The following is a 15,407-nucleotide window of genomic DNA, read 5'->3' on the forward strand; positions in this document are numbered from 1 at the left end:
CCTTTGGTAGGGGACAGTCTTTTCAACGCGCACTAGTCTAGCGTGTGCCAGACAACAGCGTGACCTCGCCCCGTTGATTTTTCACACAGCGGTCTGCATTTTATACATTTCTATCGACTCATGCGTTATAGTATGTATATCTCTTTTTATCTCTCCATCTATAGATATGACTGAAGGTGAATGGCATGACCCAAGCCCCTACAGCACCCGCTTCTTTCGACTCTTTCGATGTTGACAGCGCCGCCACCGTGATTAGCGCTTTAGATTCACCGCTGCGCATCAACATCATCCAGCGCCTGGCTGCCCGCGATCACTACGTGCACGAGCTCGTCGCGGCTACCGGCAAGTCCCAGCCGCTCATCAGCCAGCACCTGCGCGTTCTCAAGCGTGCGAACATTGTGGACAGCGAGCGTCTTGGCCGCGAGGTCCGCTACACCTTGGCAGCGCCGAAGGTATTGCCCCTGCTTGCCGACGCCTCCTTGGCCACCTCCTAGCAGCCTCGCACTATCTCTTATTGGAAGTGTATTGATAAACTAACCATCATGGCCATCCACGACAGCATCCCGAAGCTCGGTGCGCGCAACACCCGCCAGCGCACCGCCGTGGTCGAGGTTCTCCGAGAGCTCGACAAGTTCGCCTCCGCCAAGGACATCCACCAGGCACTCATCGATGGCGAGCACAAGGTGGGCCTGACTACCGTCTACCGCACCCTGCAGTCGTTGTCGGACATCGACGCGGTCGATGCCCTCCACATGCCCTCCGGCGAAACGCTGTACCGCCACTGCGATTCCGCGGACCACCACCATCACCTCGTGTGCACCGAATGCGGCCGCACCGAAGAGATCGACGGCGGTGCCGTGGAGAAGTGGGCCAGCCAGGTTGCCTCCGAGTTCGACTTCGAGCTCACCGGGCACGACGCCGAGATCTTCGGCATCTGCTCCGACTGCCGCGCCCGCCAGGCCCAGAAGTCCTAATCCCCTACTTCTTGACGCCACCGAAGCGGCGGTCGCGCCGCGCGTATTCTTCCACCGCGGCAAACAGATCCTCCGGGGTGAAGTCCGGGAAGAGCTTGTCCTGGTAGATCATCTCCGCGTACGCTGACTGCCACAGCAGGAAGTTGGACGTGCGCTTCTCGCCCGAGGGCCGCAGGAACAGGTCCACGTCCGGCATATCGGGGTCATACATCACTGAGCCGACCGTCTTTTCGTTGATGGAGCGCGGGTCCAGCTCGCCGCGGGCGGCCTGCTGGGCGAGCTCCCGGATACCGTCGACAAGCTCGGCCCGGCCGCCGTAGTTCACGCACATCACCAGGGTCATCTTCGTGTTGTCCTTGGTGAGCTCCTCGGCGGCCTCCAGCTCCTTGATGACGGAGCGCCACAGGCGCGGGCGGCGGCCCGCCCACACCACGCGCACTCCCCTCTCGTTGAGCCAGTGGCGCTGGCGGCGCAGCACGTCGCGGTTAAAGCCCATGAGGAAGCGCACCTCCTCCTTGCTGCGGCGCCAATTCTCCGTGGAAAAGGCGTAGGCCGACAGGTAGGGCACGCCGAGGGCGAGGCAGGCCTCCACGACGTCGAGAAGCACCGCTTCTCCCCTCCGGTGGCCCTCCGTGCGCTTCATGCCGCGCTCCTCCGCCCACCGGCCGTTTCCGTCCATGACCAGCGCAATATGGCGCGGCAGGAACTCCTGCGGGATAGCGGGCGGATGAAGAACTCGGTTCGGGTCTGGCGTAATCACGCCCTACAGTCTACTGTTCCATGATCCCCAGCGCGCCAACGCTTCGCTCAAGATGCCACTGCAGGTGCGCGCGGATGAGCCGATGCGCCTCCTGCGCCTGGGCATGCGTGGGCTGGGTGGGATGACCGTGGGCCAGAAGCCACATGTGATGGAGGGTTTCCGGGTCCACCTCCGCAGCTCCCGGCGGGCGGCACTCGTGGCACGCGGCCCCGCCCACCGCCGGGTGGAAGGCGTGGTGCGGGCCGGGCCGCTGGCACTGCGCGCAATCGAACAGGCTGGGCGCCCAGCCAGCGTGGGCCATGGCGCGGAGCAGGAAGGCGTCGAGCACCTGCATGGGATCGCCCTGCTGAAGTTGGGTGAGGACGTCGACGCACGCCTCGTAGAGGTACGGGTCCCCGCCCGGATCGGCCACAGCGAGGCGCTCCGCGGATTCCAGGGCCGCACAGGCGGCGGTGTAGCGGTCGTAGTCCTCGATGATCCGCGCCCCGAAGTAGTCCACCGTGTCTGCTTGGGAGATGGTGTACAGGTTGCGGCCCGGGTAAAGCTGGACGTCGAGGTTGACAAAGAGCTGCAGCCGCGAGCCGAAGCGCGACTTCGCCCGCCGCACGCCCTTGGCCACCCCGCGCACCAGGCCGTGGTAGCGGGTGAGCAGCACGATGATGCGGTCCGCCTCCCCGAAATCGTAGGTGCGGATGACCAGGGCGCGGTCCCGGAAATTCTCCCGCATCTAGAAGCCCAGGCGGCCCAACATCTTCGGGTCGGACTGCCAGTTCTTCAGCACCTTGATGCGCAGGTCCAGGTAGACATTCTGGCCCAGCAACTGGATGATTTCCTTGCGGGCGGTACCCACGATGCGGCGGAAACGGCGGCCGTCCTTGCCCTCGATGATGCGCTTCTGGCCGGGGCGCTCCAGGTAGAGCACCGCATGGACGTCGAGCACGCCGGGGCGCTCCTGGCTGGGCAGCATCTCATCCACCTCGACGGCCACGGAGTGCGGCAGCTCGTTCTTCAGACCGGACAGGGCGGCTTCGCGGATAAGCTCCGCGATGCGCTCCGCCTGGGCTTCGTCCGTGACGTGGTCATCCGGGTAGAACTTCGGGCCCTCCGGCAGGTGGTCCACGATGACCTGGTTGAGTTCCTCCAGCTGCACGCGCTCGGTAGCGGAGACCGGGATGACCACGGCCTCCGGGTTGTTTTCACTCAGCAGCTCGTGCAACGCCAGCAGCTGCGCGCCGACCTGGTCCTTGGATGCCTTGTCCAGCTTGGTCACGATGCCAATGATGGGCGTCTTCGGAGCGACCTTGCGCACATTCTCCAGAATCCAGCGGTCACCCGGGCCGATCTTTTCATCGGCGGGAATGGTCAGGCCGATGACGTCCACGTCGGCGTAAGTGTCCTTGACCACCTCGTTGAGGCGCTCACCCAGCAGGGTGCGGGGGCGGTGCAGACCCGGGGTATCGACCACGACGATCTGCGCGTCCTCCCGGTGGACCAGTCCGCGGATGGGGTGGCGGGTGGTCTCCGGCTGGTTCGCGGTGATGGCGATCTTCTCCCCCACCAGCGCGTTGGTGAGGGTGGACTTGCCGGTATTGGGGCGGCCCACGAAGGACACGAAGCCGGAGCGGAAGCCCTCGGGCGTGTTGGTGTACTGCGAATAGTCTGCGGCGTCAGCCTCGCCCTCGGCGGGCAGATCCGCGAAGGCGGCGTCGAAATCGGTGCTCATATTGCTTTTCATCATAACGCACGCACTGATGGTTCCTTAGCTCTGCGCATATGGTGCGAGTCAGACGGTTCTAGTCATAAAGGTTCTTTGCCCCCAAACGAACCGTCTCGCGACCTCCAGAAGGTTCGTTTGCCCCCAGGAGAACCTTCTGGACCGAACCATGTGAGCAGAACCATCTGGGTAGAACCTTGTAGGTAGAACCTCATGGCTGGACACAACGCCACTGCCGGGGCCGCGAAACAGTGGAGCCGTGAGGGATGAAGGTGGGCGGCGAGAAAATATCCGCGAAATGGTGTCTTTCAGACAGCGTGTTCTCCATGAGGCATCTTCCACATGGTGTCTTCCAAAAGGCATCTGCTAGAAAGCGTCTTTGGTTGTAAAAACGCCATCTAGGCGCAGCAAAAGGCGTTTTCAGGCGTAAGAACGCCTTTTGACAGGTGCCTTCTGCGGGATGCCGTTTGCCGAGCGATTTTTGCAGGGCCAAGGCAAACGCCCTAGACCGCAAAAGCGCGCGGACAGCGAAAGAGGTTTGAAGCCTAGAGCTCCTCGACGCGGAACTGCAAGCGCGGGTTGGCAAAGACATCCTGGGACTGCACCAGCTGCAGCTCCTGGGTGTCGGCCTCGTAGGTGTTGTGCAGCAGGTCGTAGACGGAGGAGGCGGTGCGCTTGAGAGCCTCCTTGGCGTCGTTGGTCTCGGTGTAGTGGCCGGTAAAGAGCGCCGCGGTGACGTCGCCGGAGCCGTTGCGCTTGACCGGCAGCTTCGGGGTGGCAACCAGGTAGGCGCGCTCGCCGTCGACGGCGAGCATCTCAATCTCGTCCTCGTCGGTGTCCGGGCGCTGGACCGAGGTGACCAGCACGGTCTTCGGGCCGATCTCCTGGGCCTTCTTCACCGCGGCTAGGGTCTGGTCCAGGGTGCCGACCTCGGAGTCGGTGAGGTAGCCCAGCTCGAACTGGTTCGGGGTGATGATGTCTGCCACCGGGACCACCTTGTCCCGCAGCAGCGGCGGGATCTCGTCGGAGACGAAGCAGCCGGACTTGGCGTTGCCCATGACCGGGTCGCAGGCGTAGAGGGCCTTGGGGTTGACGGTTTTGATGCGGGTCACCGCACCTACGATGGCGCCGGCGATATCCGGGCCGCCCTGGTAGCCGGACAGGATGGCGTCGATTTGGGGGAAGGCGCCGCGCTTTTCCATGCCGTCCACGATGGCCGTGACGTCATCGGCCGGAATCATCGGTCCGCCCCAGTCGCCGTAGCCGGTGTGGTTGGAAAAGTTCACCGTGTGAATGGGCCACACCTCGTGGCCGGCGCGCTGGAGCGGGAAGACGGCAGCGGAGTTGCCAACGTGACCGTAGGCAACGTGGGACTGAATGGAGAGGATGTTCATAGCCCTCCATTGTGCTACGCGCAGCAGGACACCTCAACGTTGGAAGGGTTTAGATGCCGCCGCCGGGCACTTCCTCATCCAGCCGGGCGCGCTCGGCGGCATCCGGGAAGGCCTTCGGGCCAGAAGGCTTGGGCTGGTAGCTCACACCGCGGGAGTCCAGGTCCTCGTACCAGTCCGCCAGCAGCTCGTTCTGTAGGCCGAACATTTCCTTTTCCTCCGCGGCCGTGGTGTGGTCGTAGCCCAAAAGGTGCAGGCAGCCGTGGACGGTGAGCAGGGCCAGCTCGTGGCCCAGGGAGTGGCCGGCGGCGGTGGCCTGGCGCTGGGCAAACTCAGGGCACAGCACAATATCACCCAGCATGGCCGGGCCCGCCTCGGCGGCATCCGGGCGTCCTCCGGTAGCACCCGGGGTGAGCTCATCCATGGGGAAACTCATGACGTCAGTGGGGCCTTCCAGATCCATCCAGCGCACGTGCAGGTCCGCGATGGTCTGCAGGTCCACGGCCGTGAGGGTGCATTCGGCGTCCGGGTTGACGTCCAAGCGGCCTAGGGCATAGGAGGCGACGTCAATGAGCATCTCCTCGTTGACCCCCTCGAAGCCGGACTCGTTGATAAATTCGATGCTCACTTCTTCTCCTCCTGCTGCTCAGCAAACGTATCGTAGGCGTCGACGATGCGCCCCACCAGCTGGTGGCGCACCACATCGGCGGAGCCCAGCTCCGCGAAGTGGATATCCGGCACGCCCTGCAAGATGCGGCGCACCAGACGCAGGCCGGAGACCTGGCCGCCGGGAAGGTCCACCTGAGAGATATCACCGGTGACCACGATGGTGGAGCCAAAGCCCAAGCGGGTGAGGAACATCTTCATCTGGGCTGGCGTGGTGTTCTGGGCCTCGTCGAGGATGACGAAGGCGTCGTTAAGCGTGCGCCCGCGCATGTAGGCCAAGGGCGCGACCTCGATGATGCCGGCCTCCATGAGCTTCGGGATCATCTCCGGGTCCAGCATGTCCCGCAGGGCGTCGTAGAGCGGGCGCAGGTAGGGGTCGATCTTGTCGTTGAGGGTGCCGGGCAAGAAGCCCAGCTTCTCCCCCGCCTCCACCGCCGGGCGGGTGAGGATAATGCGGCTGACCTGCTTGGCGCGCAGGGCCTGGACGGCCTTGGCCACGGCCAGGTAGGTCTTGCCGGTACCGGCGGGGCCGATTCCAAAGACGATGGTGTTGTCATCGATGGCCTGTACGTAGCGCGACTGCCCCACGGTCTTCGGGCGCACGGACTTGCCGCGGCGGGAGACGATATCCGCCGCCAGCGCCTGGGAGACGGACTCCGGCGCCTCGACCGCGACGAGGTCGAGCGTGTGCTTGACGGTGTCCTTGCTCACGGGGTGCCCGCGGCGCGCGATGGCCTCGAGCTCCTCCAGCACCTTCTTCGCGCGGGCCACCTCGAAGTCGGGGCCGCTAACGGTGACGGTGGTGCCGCGTGCGAACAGGTCGACGTCGACAAGCTTGCCCAGCACGCGCAGGTTATCGTCCGCCGGGCCTAGCACGGTGGCCAGGTAGGCGGAATCCAGGTCGAACTTGGTGGTGATAATAGGCACGCCCAAAAGGCTACCAGCGCGCGGTCAGCGTGCCGATGCTGGCCAGCGCCACCATGCTTGCCGACGCCGTCCTTAACACCTCCGGCCCCAGCTTGATCGCCGTGGCGCCAGCCTCCTGTAAGCGAGCTAGCTCCTCCCCGCCGATGCCACCCTCGGGCCCCACCAGCAGGTAGATGGCCCCCGGGGCATCGAGGTCGTCGAGGTCCTTGAGCCGGACGGTGGCGTCCTCGTGGAGAACCAGCGCGCCCGTGCCCGCGATCTCCTCGCACAGCTGGCGGGTGCTCAGCGGCCCCCGCACGGCCGGGATGCGGGAGCGACGGGACTGCTTGGCGGCGGCCAGGGCCGCGGCCTCCCACTTCGCCAGCGCCTTCGGCGCCTTCTTCGCATCCCACTTGGACACGCAGCGGTCCGCCTGCCAGGCAATGAACTCGTCCGCGCCGGCCTGCGTGGCCAGATCGATGGCGAGCTCGGCGCGCTCCGACTTCGGGATGGCCTGCACCACGACCACGCGTGGGGCTGGCTCGGGGGTGTCCTCGATGGCGTCGACCAGCGCGGCGAGCGTGTCCTTGCCCTGCACGCTATTGATGGTGGCGGTGACGCGGCGCCCGGAGCCGTCGATAAGCACCAGGCTCTCCCCCGGTGTCATGCGCTTGACCGTCACGGCGTGGCGGCCCTCCGCGCCATCCAGCCCCACGGGCTCGCCGGCCGCGGCGTGGCTGAGATCCGGGTGGACGAAGACGGGCAGCGACATTAGCGGCGCAGCCTATCGCGCAGGCGGGTGAAGATGGACTCGCCCTGCTCGTCGCCAGCGCGGTGCACCTCGGCGCCGCTGTGGCCCGCCGTGCGGATTTTCTCCAGCGCCTCGCGGGTCTTCTTATCCAGCTCGGTGGGCACCACGACGTCCACGTGCGCGTAGAGCTTGCCAAAGCCATCGGTGCGCAGGCGCGGCATGCCCTTGCCGTCGAGGGTGATGGACTCGCCCGGCTGGGTGCCCGGTTTAATGTCGATGTTCAGCTCCTCGCCGTCCAGCTGCTCCACGGTGCAGGAGGTACCCAAGGCCGCGTCCACCATGGGCACGCGCACCGTCATGTGCAGGTCGTCGGCGTTGCGCTCAAATACCGGGTGCGGCTCGGTGTGCACCTCTACGTAGAGGTCACCCGCGGGGCCGCCGCCGTGGCCGACCTCGCCCTGGGAGGCCATGCGGATGCGCATGCCGTCGCCAATGCCGGCCGGGATGGTCACCGTCAGGTCGCGGCGCTTGCGCACGCGGCCGTCGCCGCCGCAGTGCCCGCACGGATCGGTGACAATCTCACCGAAGCCCTGGCACTTCGGGCAATTGCGGGTGGTCATCATGTTGCCCAGCAGGCTGCGCTGGACTTCCTGGACCTGGCCCATGCCATTACAGTGATCACAGGTCACCGGCTTGGCCTTGGACTCGGAACCGGTGCCCTCGCAGCGGTCACACAGCACGGCGGTATCCACCTTGACCTGCTGCTTGACGCCGCTGTAGGCCTCCTCGAGGCTAATGGTGGTGCGCAGGAGTGCATCCTCGCCCGGCTGCACGCGGGAGCGCGGGCCGCGGGTAGCTCCGCCGCCGCCGAAGAACTCAGCGAAGAGATCGCCCAGACCGCCGCCGCTAAAGCCGCCGTAGCCGCCGCCGGCCGCGCCGCGCTCCTCCATCGGATCGCCGCCCATGTCCACGATCTGGCGTTTCTGCGGATCCAGGAGAACCTCCTGGGCCAGGGAGGCCTCGCGGAACTTCTCCGCGGCCTCGTCATCGCCCGGGTTCACGTCCGGGTGGTACTTGCGCGCCAGCTTGCGGTAGGCCTTCTTGATCTCGGCATCAGAGGCCGACTTTTCTACACCAAGAATGCCGTAGTAGTCACGAGCCACGTACTGTCATCCTTTTCTAATTCTCGTTGCTGCTTTACTAAATAAGTCCGGCAGGCAAGCTTACTCGCCCGCCAAGATTTCACTCACATAGCGTGCAACGGCGGACACCTTGGAGATTGTTCCCGAATAGTCCATATACGTCGGCCCCACCACGCCGAGGCCGCCGAGGGCCGCCGCCTGGGAACCGGTGCCGAAGCCATAGCGCGTGGCCACCACGGAGGTCTGGCGCAGCTCGTCGGCCTCGTTCTCGTCGCCGATGGACACCGACACGTTGCCCAAATCCGGCACGCGCGCCAGCAGCTTGAGCACCACGACCTGCTCCTCGAGGGCCTCGATGATAGAGGGCAGGCCGTCCGGCAGCGCCACGCGCGTGAGGTTCGAGGTGCCGGCCATAATCAAGCGATCGGAGGGCTGCTCCACCAGGGTCTCGATGAGTGTGGTGGCGGCTTTGAGGACGTGGGGGCGGATGTCGGCCGGGGCGTCGTTGACCAGCGCGGCCAGCTCCACCGAGGCATCCGTGAGCGTCTTGCCCTCCAGGGTGGTGTTGAGAATATCGCGCAGGCGCAGCGTCTGCTCCGGGTCGATGATGTCCGCCAGCTCCACATTGCGCTGATCGACGCGCCCATTATCCGTAATCAGCACCAGCAGCAGGCGTACCGGGGACAGCGCCACGACCTCGCAATGCTTGACGCGAGAGACCTTGAGGTTCGGCATTTGCACAACCGCGGCCTGCTTGGTCACCTGGGCCAGCAGCTGCACGGAGCGCCGCAGCACGTCTTCTAGGTCCACCCCGCCTTCGAGGAAGGTGAGCATGGCGCGGCGCTCTGCTGCCGAGAGCGGCTTGACGTCATGCAGCGTGTCGACGAACTGGCGGTAGCCCTTCTGCGTGGGCACGCGCCCGGAGCTGGCGTGTTCCTGGGCAATGAGGCCCTCGGCCTCAAGCACGGCCATGTCGTTGCGGATCGTCGCCGAGGACACACCCAGCTGGTAGCGCTCGAGCAGGGCCTTCGAGCCGACGGGTGATTGGGAGGCGATGTAGTCCGCGACGATGGCGCGCAGGACCTCTTGGCGGCGAGCATCGGTAGAGCTGGACATGTCTCTAAGGCTATCCGTTCTGGCGGGCGATGAAGTCATCAAAATTCGGCACGGTGTAGCTCACCCTTCCGTGCTCTGGGGCATAAATCAACCCTTTACTGATGAGCTTGGCCCGTACTGGACCTAACTTCTTCGTGTCTTTACCTAGGGTATCCGCGATATCTTTGCTCAAGATTTCCTCGCCACCAACCTTTGCCATCGCGGTCAAGTAGTCCCGCTCAGCTGGAGTAGCGCGGTCCCACCGGGCTTGAAAAAATCCGCGGTCCAACTGCTCAATCCCAAGCCGCGCGGCGCGACGAGCAGCATCATAATCCATAGGTGAGGTACGCGCAGTGCGCCACATTTGCGAACCAAACTCCTGAATGAAGTACGGATACTGCCCTGACACATCGGCTAGATACTCCACCGCTTCATCGTCGAATTCCACATCCTGCTTCCGCGCAGGTTCGCGGAAGGCAGCAATCGCGGCATACATGTCAAGTCTGCCGATGTGGTGCACCTCGAACATTCGCTCTGCGTAAGAGCGAGACTCTGCCAAAATACCGGGCAAGCTTGGAAGTCCAGCGCCGATGACGTAGAAAGGCAACCCCAGTTGCCCGGATTCATGCTGCGCAGAAATGAGCGCTTCGAGCAACTCCTCATCAAGGTCTTGCATTTCGTCGATGAAGATTCCTAAGGCTTTGCCCTCCTTGAGGAGCGTGGTGGTGACGGCCTCAACCACGTCGTGCAGATCAAGCTCAAGGTTTCCCGTTGCCGGCGGAATGTCTCCTATTTCAACTCCAAGGTCAATAATGTTGTGTCCGACCGAAAGTGAAAAGGATTTGACAGCCGCAGCAATATGGCGGAAGCCCTCAGAAACCTGGGCTTTTGTCCGGTAGCGCAAAGAGGCTTTTGCTAAACCCTGAGCAAGAGCTCGGCGGGCGCCTTCGCGTCCACGTGCCCCTTGCGAAGCCTCAAACTTGATTGTCAACCACTCCGCCTGGTCAGCCCTCCTTTTTAACTGGTTGAGCAGCACCGTCTTACCCACTCCACGCAAGCCAACGAGCAGCATCGGACGGCCAAGTAGTCCGTTCTGGACGCGCTTGACAAGATTGTCAAAAGCATGAAGGTCTCTCTCCCGCCCAGTAAGAACTGTCGGTGCGATGCCAGAGCCGGGAGTGTAGGGGTTTAAGGCGTCATCCATGTCGCCAATACTAGCAATATCGAGACTGACTAACAGGTTTCGCGACGTGGAGAAGGAAACTAACATCGACTAACCTCGCTATCAGGCTTCCCGACAGCAGAAGAAAAACTAATGGATTCCCGGCGGGGCTAATTCTAAGTCGCTATGCCTCCTCGGCCACGAGGAGGTCGGTAATGATGCCGTCGGCCAGCAGGCGCCCGGCCTTGCTCACGCGGAGACGGTCACCGGCGCGCTCGAGCAGTCCGCGCTCGATGAAGTGCTGGGCGACGGGCTCGGCCGCCGGGGCAAGCCAGGAGGCGGGGATGCCCTCGCGCAGGCGCAGGCCCAGCATGATGCGCTCGGTGTGGCGGTCAGCCTCCGTGAGCTCCTCGCGCTCTTTGATGGGGAGCTGACCCTCCCCCACGGCTTTGATGTAGGTCCGCGGGTTCTTCACGTTGAAGAAGCGCTCGTTGCCCAGGTGCGAGTGCGCCCCTGGGCCCGCACCCCACCAGTTGCCGTCGACCCAGTAGATGCGGTTGTGCTCGCATTCGCCGCCGGGCTTGGCCCAGTTGGACACCTCGTACCACTCGAAGCCGGCGGCCTCTAAGGTGGAGGAGATCGCCTCATAGCGCCTGGCCAACACGTCCTCGTCCGGGGCTGGCAGCAGGCCCTTGGACACCTTGCGCGCCATGCGCGTGCCGTCTTCCACGATGAGCGAATAGGCGCTGATGTGGTCCACTCCGGTCTCCACGGCGCGCTCGAGGGTCAAGGCCACGTCGGAATCTTTTTCTGTGGGCGTGCCATAAATCATGTCCAGGTTGACATGCTCGAAGCCCGCGGCGATGGCCTCGCGCGCGGCGTCGAAGGCGCGGCCCGGGGTGTGGGCGCGCTCGAGCACCTGGAGCACGTGGGCGGAGGCGGATTGCATGCCCAGGGAGACGCGGTTAAATCCGGCGTCGAGAAGCCCGGCGAAGTACTCCGGCGAGGTAGACTCCGGGTTGGACTCCGTGGTGACCTCCGCCCCCGGGGCCAGGCCGAAGGTCGAGCGCACTGTGGACAAGACGCGGCCCAGGCCGTCCGCGCCCAGCAGGCTGGGCGTGCCGCCGCCAATAAATACGGTCTCGGCCGCGCGCCCCACCTGGACGGCCGCCATCTCCAGTTCCCTGTCCAGCGCGTCCAGGTAGGCGCTGGTCAGGTCCCCTCCCAGCTCACCCGGCGTGTACGTGTTGAAGTCGCAGTACCCGCACCGTGAGGCGCAAAAGGGGACGTGAATGTAAAGACCGAATGGCGTCATGGGGAACAAAATAACTGACTAACGCGTTAAAGCGGTAGTCTAAAGAGCAGACTTTTTACCCCCGAGTTTTATAGAGAAAGGCCTCCCTACGTGGAACCTCCGAGTCGATGTCCCCACCTCCTTGCTAAGGCGGTGGGGTAAGCCATGGTGAACGCAATCCTCATGATTCTGGCGGGCTTTATCGTCATCGGCCTCATCATCGTGGCCAACGCCTACTTCGTGGCCCAGGAATTCTCCTTCATGTCGGTGGACCGCACGCAGCTGCGGCAACGTGCCGCGAACGGCGACAAGCCTGCTCAACGGGCCCTGAAGATAACGCAGAAGACCTCCTTCATGCTCTCCGGCGCGCAGCTGGGCATTACGATTACCGGCCTGCTCATCGGTTATGTGGCCGAGCCCCTCGTGGGCCAGGGCCTGGGCATCCTCTTGGGCGATGCCGGTGTGCCCACGGGCGTGTCGGTGGCCGTCGGCACGGTGGCCGCGCTGGCGATTTCCACCGTGGCCACCATGCTCTTTGCGGAGCTCTTCCCCAAGAACTACACCATCGCCGCCCCGATGAAGACCGCGCTGTGGCTGTCGGCGTCGACGATGTGGTACCTGCGCCTCTTCGGCTGGCTCATCCACTTCTTCGAGTACTCCTCCAACGCTATCCTCAAGGTCTTTGGCATCGAGCCGGTGGAGGACGTCGATTCTTCCGCCACCACCGATGACTTGGAGTCCATCGTGGACGCCTCCCACGAGGCCGGCGATTTGGACGAGGACACCTACCTGGTGCTGGACCGCCTCCTGGACTTCCCGGAGCACGACGTCGAGCACGCCATGATCCCGCGCTCGCGCGTGGACGTCATCGAGCCGGAGACCACCATCGGTGAGGTCCGGGAGATGATGTCGGAGAACCACACTCGCTACCCCATCATCGATGATGAGCACAATCCCATCGGCGTGGTGCACCTGTACGACGTGCTGGGCACCGACCTCCCGCCAGCGACCGCGGCCCGGGAGATCATGCAGGAACCCGTGGTGGTGCCGGAGCTCATGCCGCTTCCCGACGTTGTCACTGAGCTTCGCGACGCCGACGAGAAGCTCGCCTGCGTCATCGACGAGTACGGCGGTTTCGTGGGCATCGTGACCATGGAGGACTTGGCCGAGGAGATTCTGGGCGATGTCACCGATGAGCACGACATCGAGGAAACCGAGGAAATCACCGAGCAGGACGCCACGCACTGGCTTGTCGACGGCGACACGCCTATCGACGAGGTCGAGCGCGCCATCGGCCACGACCTGCCGGAGGGCGATTTCGAAACCGTCGCCGGCCTGCTCATCGCCCACGCCGGCACGCTGCCGGAGGAGGGCGAAGAGCTCGCCATCGAGCTCGAGGCCGAGCCGGATGACTGGGTCGAGGGCGATGAGGCCCCCACCCGCACGCTCAACGTGCGCGTCGAGGAAATCGACCGCCACGTGCCCTCCGTCTTAGCCCTTGAGCTGGTGGAGGAATTCCCGGAAGGAGAGGATGACTAATGACTGATACCTGGTGGTTCAACCTCATCGTCACCCTGCTCATCATCGCGGCCTCCGGATTTTTCGTGGTCATCGAGTTCTCCCTCATGGGCGCTCGCCGCAACCGCTTGGAGGAGACCGCGGAGTCCTCCGCCTCCTCGCGCGCGGGCCTGCGCTCCCTCAACGAGCTGACCATCATGCTGGCCGGCGCCCAGCTGGGTATTACGGCCGCCACGTTCGTCCTCGGTGCCGTGACCAAGCCGTGGGTCCATCACCTGCTCATGGCCCCGCTCGAGGCACTCGGCCTGCCGCTGGGCATTGCCGATGTCATCTCCTTCATCCTTGCCCTGTTCGTCGTCACCTTCCTGCACCTGGTGATTGGTGAGATGGCGCCGAAGTCCTGGGCCATCGCTCACCCGGAGACGGCCCTGCAGCTCATCGCCGTGCCCGCGCGCGGGTTCATCTGGCTCTTTCGCCCGCTGCTGAAATGGATCAACGTCATGGCGAACAAGCTGGTGAAGCTGGCCGGCGAGGAGCCGGTAGACCGGGCGGGCGCCGCCGGCTACGACGCCGACACGCTGCGTCACTTGGTGGAGCACTCCCGTGAGGCGGGCACGCTGGACGACGACTCCGCGGACCAGATCACCGGCGTCATCGAGCTGGAGGCCTCCACGGCCGCGCAGCTGGCCCGCGAGCACGGCTCCGAGATCCTGCCGCTGTCCTCCGACGCCACGGTGGCTGACCTCCACGACTTGGTGGTGCGCAAGTCCATCATGCGCGTGCTGGTCTACCCCCGGGATTCCCGCATCCCGCGCATCGTCCACGTCCGAGACACCCTGCTGGCAGAGCCGGACACCCCGGTGCTGGAGTTCTCCCGCCCGGCACTCGCCGTGGGCTCCTCTTCCACCGTGCAGAAGACCTTGGTCCAGATGCGCGCGCGCAACGAGCAGCTCGTCATGGTGGGAAAGCCCACCAAGGACAAGACGGTGTGGATTCTTACCTGGGATGACATCATGGGCCAGCTGTGGCCGCAGATTACGGAGCAGCTGGACCAGGCCACCCCGGCAACGAAGAACCCGGGAGCCTAAGCCTGCTGCCTCCCCCAGAGGCCAGCGCGTGACAGCGCGGGCCCCGACATAACGAAAAGCGCCACCGAGAGAGGGAATCTCGGTGGCGCTTTCCTTTTGTCCTTGTGTGTTGGCAACAAGGAAGTCTTATGGGGTGACCGCCTGCTAGGCGGTCGTGGCGGCCTGCTGCCGCTTGGCGCGCACACGGGCAACGACGGCGTCGATACGCGCGCGCTCCTCCAAGAACGGCGGCGGGTTGTGCCCGCGCATGGTGCGCACGAAGGCCGGGTGCGCCTCCACGACGGTGTGGCGCCAGGCCTGCACCGCGATGAGGGAGGACTCGCCTGCGCGCTTGTACAGGTTGGGCAGGGAGACCACGTCGAGGTTGCGGGCCACGGCATCGGTCTGGGCCAGGACATACTCCACCAGCTCGCGCAGGTACGCCGCCACCGTGGCGGTGCGACCGCGCAGGGTCTCTGCGAGCTCGGAGACCACTACGGGCGGGCCGGAGATGGGCAGGCCCTCCGCCAGCGCGCGGGCGGTGAGCTGCGTGGGCTCCTCCACGTCGTTGTCGCCGGAGGAGGCAGCGGAGATGGTGCCGGACTTCAGGCCGGACACGAGCGCCTGGCGCAGGCCGATGAGCTCGCCAACGCACCGCCCGGAATCCACCCGGGCGTCGTCGACAATGTCCCCCAGCTCGGCCAGGCAGTCGAGGGCGAGTTCGTCGTCCCAGTCCTCGATGGCCTCGATGAGGTGCTCGATGTAATCGACCACCTCGTCGCCAATGTTATAGATTTCTTGGGTCAGCTCACGGTGGCGCAGCTCGGCTGCGATCTTGTGCATAGGCTGCCCTTTCCGCGAGAACCTCTAGTTGAGGTTGAGAGTTTTTCTGACCCCGCTGACTCTATTAGAGATCCCCCGGGGACGGCTGCGCGACACTCCGAAGAAATTCACAGACTCCGCCCAG

16 protein-coding genes are annotated in these 15,407 nt (G+C 64.5%); 4 read left to right on the plus strand and 12 right to left on the minus strand.

The features are described from left to right. Positions 1–185: 185 nt before the first annotated feature. Positions 186–494 carry an ArsR/SmtB family transcription factor gene (locus tag ACLI1P_RS09810; protein WP_306507419.1) on the plus strand — a complete coding sequence of 103 codons (309 nt, stop codon included), beginning with the start codon at positions 186–188 and terminating at the stop codon, positions 492–494. A gap of 48 nt (positions 495–542) precedes the next feature. Then, on the plus strand, positions 543–974 hold the full coding sequence (locus ACLI1P_RS09815) for a Fur family transcriptional regulator (RefSeq protein WP_411708744.1): 432 nt from the start codon (positions 543–545) through the stop codon (positions 972–974). 4 nt (positions 975–978) lie between these two features. Here the strand turns inward: ACLI1P_RS09815 and ACLI1P_RS09820 are convergent, their stop codons facing one another. The 11 genes from ACLI1P_RS09820 to hemW all read right to left on the minus strand — a co-directional run bounded on the left by ACLI1P_RS09820 (position 979) and on the right by hemW (position 11,876). Beyond that, entirely contained in the window at positions 979–1,734 is a 756-nt protein-coding gene (locus tag ACLI1P_RS09820; RefSeq protein ID WP_296132893.1) for an isoprenyl transferase, read from the minus strand. A 10-nt stretch (positions 1,735–1,744) separates the two neighbouring features. Continuing rightward, positions 1,745–2,461, minus strand: coding sequence for a DNA repair protein RecO (gene recO, locus ACLI1P_RS09825; protein WP_411708745.1), 717 nt, complete (start codon positions 2,459–2,461; stop codon positions 1,745–1,747). After that, complete coding sequence (gene era / locus ACLI1P_RS09830) at positions 2,462–3,457, minus strand: GTPase Era (RefSeq protein WP_408931027.1); 996 nt, start codon at positions 3,455–3,457, stop codon at positions 2,462–2,464. Positions 3,458–3,993: 536 nt separating this feature from the next. Then, complete coding sequence (gene pdxY, locus ACLI1P_RS09835) at positions 3,994–4,842, minus strand: pyridoxal kinase PdxY (protein WP_411708746.1); 849 nt, start codon at positions 4,840–4,842, stop codon at positions 3,994–3,996. Between the two features lie 49 nt (positions 4,843–4,891). Next, positions 4,892–5,467 (minus strand): rRNA maturation RNase YbeY, encoded by a 576-nt coding sequence (gene ybeY, locus ACLI1P_RS09840; RefSeq protein WP_408930854.1) that lies wholly within the window; start codon positions 5,465–5,467, stop codon positions 4,892–4,894. Next, on the minus strand, positions 5,464–6,432 hold the full coding sequence (locus tag ACLI1P_RS09845; RefSeq protein ID WP_408930855.1) for a PhoH family protein: 969 nt from the start codon (positions 6,430–6,432) through the stop codon (positions 5,464–5,466). Before ACLI1P_RS09845 ends, ybeY begins: the two co-directional genes overlap by 4 nt. 10 nt (positions 6,433–6,442) lie before the next feature. Beyond that, a complete protein-coding gene (locus ACLI1P_RS09850; protein WP_411708747.1) occupies positions 6,443–7,183 on the minus strand; it encodes a 16S rRNA (uracil(1498)-N(3))-methyltransferase in 741 nt (246 codons plus the stop codon). Next, on the minus strand, positions 7,183–8,325 hold the full coding sequence (dnaJ, locus tag ACLI1P_RS09855) for a molecular chaperone DnaJ (RefSeq protein ID WP_408932689.1): 1,143 nt from the start codon (positions 8,323–8,325) through the stop codon (positions 7,183–7,185). The genes ACLI1P_RS09850 and dnaJ overlap by 1 nt, the downstream gene beginning before the upstream one ends. 60 nt (positions 8,326–8,385) lie before the next feature. Continuing rightward, complete coding sequence (gene hrcA, locus ACLI1P_RS09860) at positions 8,386–9,420, minus strand: heat-inducible transcriptional repressor HrcA (RefSeq protein ID WP_408932688.1); 1,035 nt, start codon at positions 9,418–9,420, stop codon at positions 8,386–8,388. A 10-nt stretch (positions 9,421–9,430) separates the two neighbouring features. After that, entirely contained in the window at positions 9,431–10,603 is a 1,173-nt protein-coding gene (locus ACLI1P_RS09865; RefSeq protein WP_296132885.1) for an ATP-binding protein, read from the minus strand. Positions 10,604–10,745: 142 nt separating this feature from the next. Beyond that, positions 10,746–11,876 (minus strand): radical SAM family heme chaperone HemW, encoded by a 1,131-nt coding sequence (hemW, locus tag ACLI1P_RS09870; RefSeq protein WP_411708748.1) that lies wholly within the window; start codon positions 11,874–11,876, stop codon positions 10,746–10,748. A 144-nt stretch (positions 11,877–12,020) separates the two neighbouring features. On the opposite strand from hemW, the gene ACLI1P_RS09875 reads away from it, so the two are divergent. Together ACLI1P_RS09875 and ACLI1P_RS09880 are read left to right on the plus strand one after the other, a co-directional pair. Further along, a complete protein-coding gene (locus ACLI1P_RS09875) occupies positions 12,021–13,394 on the plus strand; it encodes a hemolysin family protein (RefSeq protein ID WP_411708749.1) in 1,374 nt (457 codons plus the stop codon). After that, positions 13,394–14,461, plus strand: a complete 1,068-nt coding sequence (locus tag ACLI1P_RS09880) for a CNNM domain-containing protein (RefSeq protein ID WP_411708750.1) — start codon at positions 13,394–13,396, stop codon at positions 14,459–14,461. Before ACLI1P_RS09875 ends, ACLI1P_RS09880 begins: the two co-directional genes overlap by 1 nt. 144 nt (positions 14,462–14,605) lie before the next feature. Here the strand turns inward: ACLI1P_RS09880 and ACLI1P_RS09885 are convergent, their stop codons facing one another. Next, on the minus strand, positions 14,606–15,283 hold the full coding sequence (locus tag ACLI1P_RS09885) for a hypothetical protein (RefSeq protein WP_411708751.1): 678 nt from the start codon (positions 15,281–15,283) through the stop codon (positions 14,606–14,608). Positions 15,284–15,407: the final 124 nt, after the last annotated feature.

Origin of the sequence: Corynebacterium tardum (assembly GCF_046717785.1) — a bacterium.
Taxonomy (GTDB): Bacteria; Actinomycetota; Actinomycetes; order Mycobacteriales; family Mycobacteriaceae; genus Corynebacterium.

What these genes read in the sequence shown, in the direction of transcription:
- ACLI1P_RS09875 (WP_411708749.1), top strand. Translation starts at nt 12,021, where the DNA reads ATGGTGAACGCAATCCTCATGATTCTGGCGGGCTTTATCGTCATCGGC.
- ACLI1P_RS09815 (WP_411708744.1), top strand. Translation starts at nt 543, where the DNA reads ATGGCCATCCACGACAGCATCCCGAAGCTCGGTGCGCGCAACACCCGC.
- hrcA (WP_408932688.1), bottom strand. Translation starts at nt 9,420, where the DNA reads ATGTCCAGCTCTACCGATGCTCGCCGCCAAGAGGTCCTGCGCGCCATC.
- ACLI1P_RS09850 (WP_411708747.1), bottom strand. Translation starts at nt 7,183, where the DNA reads ATGTCGCTGCCCGTCTTCGTCCACCCGGATCTCAGCCACGCCGCGGCC.
- era (WP_408931027.1), bottom strand. Translation starts at nt 3,457, where the DNA reads ATGAGCACCGATTTCGACGCCGCCTTCGCGGATCTGCCCGCCGAGGGC.
- ACLI1P_RS09865 (WP_296132885.1), bottom strand. Translation starts at nt 10,603, where the DNA reads ATGGATGACGCCTTAAACCCCTACACTCCCGGCTCTGGCATCGCACCG.
- pdxY (WP_411708746.1), bottom strand. Translation starts at nt 4,842, where the DNA reads ATGAACATCCTCTCCATTCAGTCCCACGTTGCCTACGGTCACGTTGGC.
- hemW (WP_411708748.1), bottom strand. Translation starts at nt 11,876, where the DNA reads ATGACGCCATTCGGTCTTTACATTCACGTCCCCTTTTGCGCCTCACGG.
- ACLI1P_RS09810 (WP_306507419.1), top strand. Translation starts at nt 186, where the DNA reads ATGACCCAAGCCCCTACAGCACCCGCTTCTTTCGACTCTTTCGATGTT.
- ACLI1P_RS09880 (WP_411708750.1), top strand. Translation starts at nt 13,394, where the DNA reads ATGACTGATACCTGGTGGTTCAACCTCATCGTCACCCTGCTCATCATC.
- recO (WP_411708745.1), bottom strand. Translation starts at nt 2,461, where the DNA reads ATGCGGGAGAATTTCCGGGACCGCGCCCTGGTCATCCGCACCTACGAT.
- ACLI1P_RS09885 (WP_411708751.1), bottom strand. Translation starts at nt 15,283, where the DNA reads ATGCACAAGATCGCAGCCGAGCTGCGCCACCGTGAGCTGACCCAAGAA.